At 69.4% G+C, this 9,424-nt stretch carries 11 protein-coding genes; 6 read left to right on the top strand and 5 right to left on the bottom strand.

From position 1 onward, the window contains the following. Positions 1 to 857 (top strand): bifunctional diguanylate cyclase/phosphodiesterase (locus Q0V34_RS14620; RefSeq protein ID WP_297513137.1); only part of this gene is annotated, 857 nt, incomplete at its 5' end. A 124-nt stretch (positions 858 to 981) separates the two neighbouring features. On the opposite strand, the gene Q0V34_RS14615 is transcribed toward Q0V34_RS14620, so the two are convergent. Then, positions 982 to 1,569, bottom strand: a complete 588-nt coding sequence (locus Q0V34_RS14615; RefSeq protein WP_297513135.1) for a YqgE/AlgH family protein — start codon at positions 1,567 to 1,569, stop codon at positions 982 to 984. Between the two features lie 139 nt (positions 1,570 to 1,708). Between Q0V34_RS14615 and Q0V34_RS14610 the strand changes: the two genes are divergently transcribed. Continuing rightward, entirely contained in the window at positions 1,709 to 2,191 is a 483-nt protein-coding gene (locus Q0V34_RS14610; RefSeq protein ID WP_297513133.1) for a peroxiredoxin, read from the top strand. Between the two features lie 56 nt (positions 2,192 to 2,247). On the opposite strand, the gene Q0V34_RS14605 is transcribed toward Q0V34_RS14610, so the two are convergent. Further along, on the bottom strand, positions 2,248 to 2,673 hold the full coding sequence (locus tag Q0V34_RS14605; RefSeq protein ID WP_297513131.1) for a MarR family winged helix-turn-helix transcriptional regulator: 426 nt from the start codon (positions 2,671 to 2,673) through the stop codon (positions 2,248 to 2,250). A 144-nt stretch (positions 2,674 to 2,817) separates the two neighbouring features. On the opposite strand from Q0V34_RS14605, the gene Q0V34_RS14600 reads away from it, so the two are divergent. Continuing rightward, on the top strand, positions 2,818 to 3,804 hold the full coding sequence (locus Q0V34_RS14600) for an alpha/beta hydrolase (RefSeq protein ID WP_297513129.1): 987 nt from the start codon (positions 2,818 to 2,820) through the stop codon (positions 3,802 to 3,804). A 152-nt stretch (positions 3,805 to 3,956) separates the two neighbouring features. On the opposite strand, the gene Q0V34_RS14595 is transcribed toward Q0V34_RS14600, so the two are convergent. Continuing rightward, complete coding sequence (locus Q0V34_RS14595; RefSeq protein WP_297513127.1) at positions 3,957 to 5,714, bottom strand: acyl-CoA dehydrogenase; 1,758 nt, start codon at positions 5,712 to 5,714, stop codon at positions 3,957 to 3,959. A gap of 176 nt (positions 5,715 to 5,890) precedes the next feature. Between Q0V34_RS14595 and Q0V34_RS14590 the strand changes: the two genes are divergently transcribed. The 3 genes from Q0V34_RS14590 to Q0V34_RS14580 are packed head-to-tail and all read left to right on the top strand — an operon-like array spanning position 5,891 to position 8,733. Beyond that, entirely contained in the window at positions 5,891 to 6,514 is a 624-nt protein-coding gene (locus Q0V34_RS14590; protein WP_297513126.1) for a YceI family protein, read from the top strand. A 30-nt stretch (positions 6,515 to 6,544) separates the two neighbouring features. Next, positions 6,545 to 7,822: a YceI family protein gene (locus Q0V34_RS14585; RefSeq protein WP_297513124.1), complete on the top strand. Its 1,278-nt coding sequence runs from the start codon at positions 6,545 to 6,547 to the stop codon at positions 7,820 to 7,822. After that, positions 7,753 to 8,733, top strand: a complete 981-nt coding sequence (locus Q0V34_RS14580) for an L-threonylcarbamoyladenylate synthase (RefSeq protein WP_297513122.1) — start codon at positions 7,753 to 7,755, stop codon at positions 8,731 to 8,733. Before Q0V34_RS14585 ends, Q0V34_RS14580 begins: the two co-directional genes overlap by 70 nt. Here the strand turns inward: Q0V34_RS14580 and Q0V34_RS14575 are convergent. Then, on the bottom strand, positions 8,730 to 9,122 hold the full coding sequence (locus Q0V34_RS14575; protein ID WP_297513120.1) for a type II toxin-antitoxin system VapC family toxin: 393 nt from the start codon (positions 9,120 to 9,122) through the stop codon (positions 8,730 to 8,732). The two genes, Q0V34_RS14580 and Q0V34_RS14575, sit on opposite strands and share 4 nt — an antisense overlap. Further along, complete coding sequence (locus tag Q0V34_RS14570; protein WP_297513118.1) at positions 9,119 to 9,403, bottom strand: type II toxin-antitoxin system VapB family antitoxin; 285 nt, start codon at positions 9,401 to 9,403, stop codon at positions 9,119 to 9,121. Before Q0V34_RS14570 ends, Q0V34_RS14575 begins: the two co-directional genes overlap by 4 nt. Positions 9,404 to 9,424: the final 21 nt, after the last annotated feature.

Genomic DNA, 9,424 nt, shown 5'->3' with positions numbered 1-9,424 from the left:
GAGGCGGGGCCGCCGCCTACGGCCGCTCGATGGAGACCGACGGCCTGTCGCGCCTGGCGCTGGAGGCCGACCTGCGCGGCGCCATCGGTCGCGGCGAGATCACGCCCTATTTCCAGCCGATCGTGCGCCTGTCGACCGGCGCCCTGTCGGGCTTCGAGGCCCTGGCGCGCTGGATCCATCCGCGCCGAGGCATGCTGCCGCCGGACGAGTTCCTGCCGCTGATCGAGGAAATGGGTCTGATGAGCGAGCTGGGCGCGCACATGATGCACGCCGCCGCTCAGCAGCTGGCCACCTGGCGCGACTGCCACCCGGCCATGGGCGCCCTGACCGTCAGCGTCAATCTCTCGACCGGCGAGATCGACCGGCCGGGCCTGGTGGCGGACGTCGCCGAGACCCTGCGCGTCAACCGCCTGCCGCGCGGCGCCCTGAAGCTGGAAGTCACCGAAAGCGACATCATGCGCGATCCCGAGCGGGCCGCCGTGATCCTGAAGACCCTGCGCGAAGCGGGCGCGGGCCTGGCGCTGGACGACTTCGGCACCGGCTTCTCGTCGCTGTCGTACCTGACGCGCCTGCCGTTCGACACGCTCAAGATCGACCGCTACTTCGTCCGCACCATGGGCACCAACGCCGGCTCGGCCAAGATCGTCCGCTCGGTCGTCAAGCTCGGCCAGGACCTCGATCTCGAGGTGGTGGCCGAGGGCGTCGAGAACGCCGAGATGGCCCGCGCCCTGCAAGCGCTGGGCTGCGACTACGGCCAGGGCTTCGGCTACGCGCCGGCCCTGTCGCCGCAGGAGGCCGAGGTCTATCTGAACGAGGCCTATGTCGACGGCGCCGCCCCGGTGAAGGCGCGGGGCTGATTCCCCATCCTTCCCCTAGCGGAGGGGGGCGCGAAGCGCCGGTGGGGGAGGTCCTGCTGAACCTGCTGGTTTCCTCTCCGTCGGCCGCGCCGACACCTCTCCCTCGGGGAGAGGATTTCTAGATCTAAGCCCGTCCCGCCGTCGCCGACAGGTGGTCCGCCGTGATCCCCAGCTTGGCCAGGGCCCGGGTCCACTTGTGCGCGTGGTCCTCGTCGAACAGCAGGCCCTCGTCGGCGTCGCAGATCAGCCAGACATTGTCGCGCAGCTCCTGCTCCAGCTGCCCAGGGCCCCAGCCGGCGTAGCCGAGGGCCAGGATCGCCTTGCGCGGGCGGGCGAGGGGGCTGGCCATGGCGTCCAGCGCGTCGCGGGTGGCGGTCAGGCCCACGCCGTCGGCCACCGGCAGCGTCGAGTCCGGCGAGGTGAAGTCGTCGGTATGCAGGACGAAGCCCCGCTCGCGCTCCAGCGGGCCGCCCAGCAGGACGAGATCGCTGGGAGCCTGGATCTCCGACTTGACGCCAAGACGCTCCAGGAGCTCGAACACGGTGAGGCCCTCGACCGGGCGGTTGACCGCCAGGCCCATCGCCTGCTCCTCGTCGTGGGCGCACAGATAGAGCACCGTCCGCTCGAAACGCGGGTCCTCGATGCCCGGCATGGCGACCAGAAGTCGCCCGGTCAGGAAGTCGCTCTCGGGATCGTCGATCAATCTGGCCATGGAGGGAGCATTGGCCTTCGGCGTGGCGGTTTCAAGTCGGCATATTGAAAAGAGCCGCGCGCGACAGGGCGCTTGGCGGCCGGCCCGGCGAGGGCTATTCGAGGCGCGCCACTCACCCCCAGACGAGGAAACACGGCCCATGGCGATCCAGGTTGGCGACACGCTGCCCGCGGCGACTTTCATGACCAGCACGGCCGAGGGGCCGGCCCCGATCACCACCGACGACATCTTCAAGGGCAAGACCGTCGCCCTGTTCGCGGTGCCCGGCGCCTTCACCCCGACCTGCTCTGCCAAGCACCTGCCGGGCTTCAAGGATCACGCGGCCGACCTGAAGGCCAAGGGCGTCGACACGATCGCCTGCGTCTCGGTCAACGACGTGTTCGTGATGAAGGCCTGGGGCAAGGATCAAGGAATCGACGGCGAGGTCCTGCTGCTGGCCGACGGCAACGGCGACTTCACCCGCGCGGTGGGCCTGGACTTCGACGGCAGCAAGTTCGGCATGGGCGCGCGCTCGCAGCGCTATTCGCTGATCGCCAAGGACGGCGTCGTCACCCAGCTGAACATCGAGGACGCCGGCCAGTTCAAGGTCTCGTCGGCCGAGTACATGCTGGAACAGCTGTAAGGCCTTCGCCCAGCCGTTCGTGACAGGCGTCGCCGCGAGGCGGCGCCTTTGTCGTTTCAGCGCTCCAGGATCGCGCCGTGCAGCGCCTGGACCCGCTTGTTCAGCGCCTCGAGATCGGTCGGCGTCAGGCCGGACTGGGCCAGCAGCGTGTCGCCGAGGCAGGCGGAGCGTTCAAGCAGGGCGCGGCCGGCGTCGGTCATCGTCACCTCGACCTTGCGCTCGTCCTCCAGGCCGCGACGCCGGGCGACCAGCCCCGCCGCCTCCAGCCGCTTGACCAGCGGCGTCACCGTGCTGGATTCCAGGTCCAGCCGTCCGGCGATCCCGCCGACCGTCAAGTCGCCCGCCTCGCCCAGCACGCTCAGCACCAGATACTGCGGATAGGTCAGGCCCAACGCGTCCAGCATGGGCTTGTACAGACGGTTGATCGCCATGCTGGTGGCGTAGAGCGTGAAGCAGATCTGTTGGTCCAGAGGGCGGGCCACGCGAGGTCTCCGTTGAGCACACGATCTCGTTACCACAGAAATTGATATCGCGATAAATAATTCACTGGACTCGCACCCGCTTTGGGGCCATGGTGAAGCTATCGCGATAATCGTTATCGCGATATGAAACATGAGGGACAGATCATGAGTTCGTCGAACCAAGCTTCCCGCCGAGGCGTGATGACCGCTGGCATCGGTCTGGCCGCCGCCGCCCTGCCGCTCGCCGCCGCCCAAGCCGCCGCCCCCGCCGCCGCGAAGTCGGGCGGCAAGCCTAACCCGGCGCATGCCGCGCGCGCGCAGAGCGGCTTCGTCACCACCAAGGACGGCGTCCAGATCTTCTACAAGGACTGGGGTCCCGCGACCGCCCAGCCCATCGTGTTCCACCACGGCTGGCCGCTGTCGGCCGACGATTGGGACGCCCAGATGATGTTCTTTCTGCTGCAGGGCTACCGCGTCATCGCTCACGACCGTCGCGGCCATGGCCGGTCCACCCAGACCGACACCGGCAACGAGATGGACACCTACGCCGCCGACGTCATCGCCCTGACCGATCACCTCGACCTGAAGAACGCCATCCACGTCGGCCACTCGACCGGCGGCGGCGAGGCGATCCACTACGCCGCCCGCGCCAAGCCGGGCCGCGTCGCCAAGGTCGTGCTGATCGGGGCCGTGCCGCCGATCATGGTCAAGTCGGCCAAGAACCCGGGCGGCCTGCCGATCGAGGTGTTCGACGGCTTCCGCGCCGCCCTGGTCGCCAACCGCGCCCAGTTCTTCCGCGACGTTCCGGAAGGTCCGTTCTTCGGCTTCAACCGGCCGGGCGCCAAGGTCAGCCAGGGTCTGATCGACAACTGGTGGCGCCAGGGCATGATGGGCGGCGCCAAGGCCCATTACGACTGCATCAAGGCGTTCTCCGAGACCGACTTCACGGCGGATCTGAAGAAGGTCGAGGTTCCGGTGCTGATCATGCACGGCGAGGACGACCAGATCGTCCCGATCGCCGACAGCGCCCAGCTGGCCATCAAGCTGGTCAAGAAGGGCACGCTGAAGACGTATCCGGGCCTGCCGCACGGCATGGCCTCGACCCATCCGGAGATCATCAACAAGGACCTGCTGGCGTTCTTCAAGGCGTAGGTCGGGCTCCCACCCTACCCGTCATCCCGCGCCTTGTGCGCGGGACCCATGGCTCAGCTTTCGCGTCGGAGCTTGATCTTGTTCCGCACTCGCGGCGGACAAATGGGTCCCGCGCATGAAGCGCGGGATGACGGCCGTTGGTGTGGGAGGGCTCAGGCCCCCAGCACCTCGGGCGTCATCGCCTCCAGATCCGCCGCGCCCAGCATGACCGCCGCCGCCGCGCCCGGGACCTGGGCCAGTACGCTCTCGGCGAACACCCGCGCCAGGACCCTCTTGCTCTCGGCCCAGGCCGCGTCGGCTTCGCCCGCGGCGGCCAGGGCGCCCTTGGCGAGCATCCAGCCGCCGACCACGTCGCCCAGCAGCTTCAGATAGGCCGTCGCCCCCGACAGCGCGTCGGGCATAGCCTTGGCCCGGCGCTCGACGAGCCAGGCGGTGGCGTTGGCCGCCGCGTCGAGGGCCGCCGCCAGGCGCAGGCCGACCGCCTTGAGATCGGAGGCCAGCAGGGCGTCGATGGTATCGCGGATGTCGTCCATCAGGTCGGCCACCGCCTGGCCCTCGCCCATCGAAAGCTTGCGGCCCACGAGGTCGATGGCCTGGATGCCGTTCGTGCCCTCGTAGATCGGCGCGATGCGGGCGTCGCGATAGTGCTGGGCCGCGCCCGTCTCCTCGATGAAGCCCATGCCGCCGTGGATCTGGACGCCCATCGAGGCGACCATCACGCCGATGTCGGTCGACCAGGCCTTGGCGATGGGGGTCAAGAGCTCCTCGCGCAGCTTGGCGGCCGTCCGCGTCGTTTCGTCCGGCGCGGCGCGAGCCAGGTCGGCGGCGACGGCGGTCGACAGGCAGATCCCACGCGCGGCCTCGATATGGGCCTTCATCAGCACGAGCGAGCGGCGCACGTCCGGATGGTCGAACAGCCGCGCGGGATAGGCGCCTGTCCACGCCGACCGCCCTTGGGCGCGCTCCTGGGCGAAGGCCAGCGCTTGCTGATAGGCCCGCTCGGCGATGGCCACGCCCTGCATGCCCACCTGCAGGCGGGCGGCGTTCATCATCACGAACATGTTGGGCAAGCCTTGGCCCAGTTCGCCGACCAGTTCGGCCTTGGCGCCCTCGAACAGCATGACGCAGGTGGGCGAGCCGTGAATGCCCAGCTTGTGCTCCAGCCCGCCGACCCGCAGCGCGTTGGCCTCGCCCAGCGCGCCGTCCTCGCCGACCAGCACCTTGGGCGCCAGGAACAGCGAAATGCCCTTGACACCCGGGGGCGCGTCCGGCGTGCGGGCCAGCACCAGGTGGATGATGTTGTCGGCCGCGTCGTGGTCGCCCCAGGTGATGTAGATCTTCTGCCCGGTGATCCGCCAGCCGCCGTCGCCGTCGGGCGTGGCCAGGGTGGTCAGGGCCGCCAGGTCCGAGCCGGCCTGCGGCTCGGTCAGGTTCATGGTGCCGGTCCATTCGCCGGACACCAACCGGGGCAGGTACTTGGCCTTCTGTCCGGGCGAGCCGCACAGTTCCAGCGCCTCTATCGCGCCGAGGCTCAGCATCGGGCAGAGGCCGAAGGCCATGTTGGCGGCCTGGACCATCTCCATGACCGCCACCTCCAGCGTCTTGGGCAAGCCCTGGCCGCCTTGCGACGCGGGGGCGGCCAGGCTGGTCCAGCCGCCCTTGGCGAACGCCTTATAGGCCTCGGCGAAGCCGGGCGCGGTCCGCACCACGCCATTTTCCAGCTGGGCGCCGACCCGGTCGCCCTGGCGGTTCAACGGCGCCAGCACCTCGGCCGCGAAGGCGCCGGCCGCCTCCAGCACCGCCGACACGGTGTCGGCGTCCGCGTCCGGGAAGGCCCCCGCCAGTCGCTCGAAGTCCGCCGCGTGGCGCAGCGAGAAGGCGAGATCGCGGAGGGGCGCGCGATAGGTCATGGCCGGGAACTCCAAAAACACGGCCTCCCTTTAAGCCCGGGACGCCGCGCCACCAAGCCGACGCCCCCTTAATCCGAGAAATCACGCGGTCGTGATCACTATGCCCTTCAACTCCATGGTGGAGTTCCTAAGTCGTGGATCCGTAACCGGTGCTGTTTTAATTTTCGGAGCCCACGATGTATCGTCCTCTCGCCTACGCCGCCCTCGCCGCGGCCCTGCTGACCGCGCCGGCCGCCTATGCCGCGCCGTCGACCGATCCGGCCAAGATGCCGGCCGGCCGCTATGTTCTCGACAAGACCCACGCGGCGCTGACCGCCAAGCTCAGGCACATGGGCCTGTCGAACTACACCCTGCGCTTCACCAAGCTGGACGCCGAGTACACCTATGATCCCGCCCAGCCGACGGCCGCCAAGCTGTCCGTCACGGTGGATCCGGCCTCGCTCGACACCTCGACCGGCGCCGACGAGTTCGGCCTGAAGTTCAACAAGGAACTGATCGGCGACGGCTGGCTGGAAGCCAACAAGTACCCGACCATCACCTTCGTCTCGACCGCCATCGACGTCGGCGACGGTCAGCACGGAAAGGTCACGGGCGACCTGACCTTCCATGGCGTGACCAAGCCGGTCGTTCTGGACGTGACCTTCAACGGGTCGGGTCCGGGCATGAACCCGCTGACCACCCGCGCCGGCTTCTCGGCCGTGACCACGATCAAACGCTCGGAGTTCGGCGTGAGCAAATATGTGCCGCTGGTCGGCGACGACGTGACGCTGAACATCGAAGTCGAGTTCCAAAAGAAGTAAGGCTTTCGCCAACCGACCTGGGAGATCCGCATGGCCGCGAACCGGACGCAGTACACGACGGTGGCGATCATCCTTCACTGGCTGATCGCCGCGACCATCGTCTTCCAGGTCATCGTCGGCTGGCGCATGGGCGACGGGCCGAAGGGGTCGCCGACCACCTTCGCCCTGTTCCAGCTGCACAAGTCGATCGGCATCACGATCCTGCTGCTGAGCCTGGCGCGCCTGGCCTGGCGGCTGGTCAATCCGGCGCCGCTAGGTCCGGAGGATCAGCCCCGTTGGGAGCGGATCGCCTCGAAGACCGTCCATCTTCTGTTCTATGTGATCATGATCGGCCTGCCGTTGACGGGCTGGATCATGGTTTCGGCCAGCCGGGTGACGATCCCGACCCTGCTCTATGGAGTGATCCCGTGGCCCCACATCCCGGGGCTGCCGGAACTGGCCGCGGGGCCCAAGCACCTCTGGCACGAGGTCGGCGAACTGGGGCACGGCGTGCTGGTCAAGCTGACCTATGTCCTCCTGGCCCTGCACCTGGGCGCGGTGGCCAAGCACCAGATCCTCGACCGCGACGCCGTGCTGGCCCATATGGCGCCGGGCGCGCGGCCGGGCTGGCGGGAGCCCCGCGCGTGGCTGGCCGCCGCCGGCTTCGACCGCACGGTCGACGGCAGCTTCGCGGTCAAGATCAAGGCAGCCCCGCCGCCGCCGACCGCCGCCGAACCGGCGCCCGTCGAGAGCCCCGCCCAGACCAAGCCCGTGCAGCCCACGCCCGCCGACACGGCCGCGCCCGCCGCTCCGACCGCGCCCGCTTTGAAGGACCCGGTCGCCTGGAGCGTCCAGAAGGGCTCGACCTTGGGCTTCGCCGCCAGCTGGTCGGGTAACGCCATCGAGGGCCAGTTCACCCGCTGGACCGCCGATATCCTGTTTTCGCCCGAGGCGCTGGACCGCTCGAAGCTGACCGTCAGCGTGGACATGGCCTCGGCCAAGACGGGGGACGACCAGCGCGACGCCAGCCTGCCCGGCGGCGACTTCTTCGACGCCGCCGACCATCCGAAGGCTGTCTTCACCGCGACCAAGTTCCGCAAGACCGGCGAAGGCAAGTTCGTCGCCGACGGGACGCTGGATCTGCGCGGGGTGCGGAAGCCGCTCAGCCTGCCGTTCTCGCTGAAGATCGACGGCGACAGCGCGACCGCGCGCGGTGTAACCACCCTCGACCGGACCATGTTCGGGGTTGGACAGGGCGAATGGGCGTCGACGGATCAAATCGCGGGCAAGGTGAAGGTCAGCGTCTCGCTGACCGCCAAGCGGAAATAGACCACGCCGCCAAGGCGTTGCGCGAAGGCGCGCTCGTCATCCTGCCGACCGAGACCGTCTACGGCCTCGGCGCGGACGCCGCCAACCCGGCGGCGGTCGCCTCGATCTTCGAGGCCAAGGGCCGGCCGCGCTTCAACCCCTTGATCGCTCATGTCGCCGATCTGGACGCGGCCCGCCAGGTCGCCGCGCTGGACGACCGCGCCCTGGCTCTGGCCCGGGAATTCTGGCCAGGGCCGCTGACGATCGTCGCGCCGATCCGGGACGCCGCCGCCGTCTGCGACCTCGCGCGGGCCGGGCTCGACACCGTGGCGATCCGCGTGCCGGGCCATCCCCTATCGCGCGCCGTGCTGGAGGCGTTCGGCGGTCCCGTCGTCGCGCCGTCGGCCAACCGGTCGGGCCGACCGAGCCCCACCACCTTTCCCGACGCCGTCGCCGAGACGGGCGACAAGGCCGCCGCCGCGCTCGACGGCGGGCCTTGCGCGGTCGGCCTTGAATCGACCGTGGTCTCGGTGCTCGCCGGCGAGGTCCGGCTGTTGCGGCCCGGCGCGGTGACCCGCGCCCAACTGACGGCGATCGTGGGCCCCCTGGCCGAGGCCGAGGACGACGCCAAGCGCTCGCCGGGCCGGCTGGCCCTGCACTACGCGCCCGACGCGCCGGTGCGGATCAACGCCGCCTCGCCCGAGCCCGGCGAGGCCTATCTGGCGTTCGGCGCGTGGCCGCGCGGCGGGGCGAACGTGTTCAATCTCAGCCCGTCCGGGGACCTGGCCGAGGCCGCCGCCAATCTCTTTTCCTATCTGCGCGCCGCCGACCGCCTGCGCCCCCGCGCCATCGCCGTCGCCGCGATCCCCGACGAGGGCCTCGGCGAGGCGATCAACGACCGCCTGCGCCGCGCGGCGGGCTTTGTCGGCTAGATCGCCGCGCGTACGTCGGTCTGTGAGAAGTCGTCGCCCTTGTAGAGCAACGGCGCGTCCAGCGCCTTGGCCAGGGCATAGGCGAAGCAGTCCGAGAGGTTCAAGCGCGCCGGATGCCGGCCCTTGCCGTACCGCACAAAGGCGTCCAGCGCGGCGCGGTCGATGACCGGCTCCCGCGCGACGGAGACGCGGTACATGCCCAGCCAGTCGTCGAGGTCCTCCTGCGACAAGGTGATCTCGCGCCCCAAAAGCACGATGCCAAGCTCGACATAGGTCATGGGGGACATCACCGGCTCTTCGGCGGCCTCGAGCGCGTCGATGAAGGCGTCGCATTCGGCCTCTTCGAGCGCGATGGCCACCAGCGCCGAGGTGTCCACAACCAGTTTCACTGCTCGAGATCGTCCAGGCCCGGGATGAAGTTGAGCTCGTCGAAATCCGCCTTCGTGATCGGGGGGATGAGTCCCGCCCGCGCCTCGGGAGTGAGGTATTTCCGCGTGATCGCCTTCATCTCCTCGGCGCTCCGCCGGCGGCGAGGCGGGGCCTCGGCGCGCTTGGTCGCGAGCCGTTCCTTCACCGCGACCTCGATCGCGGTCGTGAGGCTCTCGCCAGTCAGGGCCGCCAACTCCCGCACGGCGCGCTCGGCTTCGGGGTTCTTGATCAGGATGCCCATGGAGCGCCTCCGTATAGACGC

Source organism: uncultured Caulobacter sp. (assembly GCF_947036865.1).
In the GTDB taxonomy this organism is placed as follows: Bacteria; Pseudomonadota; Alphaproteobacteria; order Caulobacterales; family Caulobacteraceae; genus Caulobacter.
The sequence above is the reverse complement of the archived record's forward strand: the minus strand, read 5'-3'. Positions and strand labels throughout refer to the sequence as shown.

Excerpts from the sequence above, each read along its gene's own strand:
- Q0V34_RS14570 (WP_297513118.1), bottom strand. The coding sequence starts at position 9,403 with ATGGGCATCCTGATCAAGAACCCCGAAGCCGAGCGCGCCGTGCGGGAG.
- Q0V34_RS14600 (WP_297513129.1), top strand. The coding sequence starts at position 2,818 with ATGAGTTCGTCGAACCAAGCTTCCCGCCGAGGCGTGATGACCGCTGGC.
- Q0V34_RS14585 (WP_297513124.1), top strand. The coding sequence starts at position 6,545 with ATGGCCGCGAACCGGACGCAGTACACGACGGTGGCGATCATCCTTCAC.
- Q0V34_RS14595 (WP_297513127.1), bottom strand. The coding sequence starts at position 5,714 with ATGACCTATCGCGCGCCCCTCCGCGATCTCGCCTTCTCGCTGCGCCAC.
- Q0V34_RS14610 (WP_297513133.1), top strand. The coding sequence starts at position 1,709 with ATGGCGATCCAGGTTGGCGACACGCTGCCCGCGGCGACTTTCATGACC.
- Q0V34_RS14590 (WP_297513126.1), top strand. The coding sequence starts at position 5,891 with ATGTATCGTCCTCTCGCCTACGCCGCCCTCGCCGCGGCCCTGCTGACC.
- Q0V34_RS14615 (WP_297513135.1), bottom strand. The coding sequence starts at position 1,569 with ATGGCCAGATTGATCGACGATCCCGAGAGCGACTTCCTGACCGGGCGA.
- Q0V34_RS14580 (WP_297513122.1), top strand. The coding sequence starts at position 7,753 with ATGGGCGTCGACGGATCAAATCGCGGGCAAGGTGAAGGTCAGCGTCTC.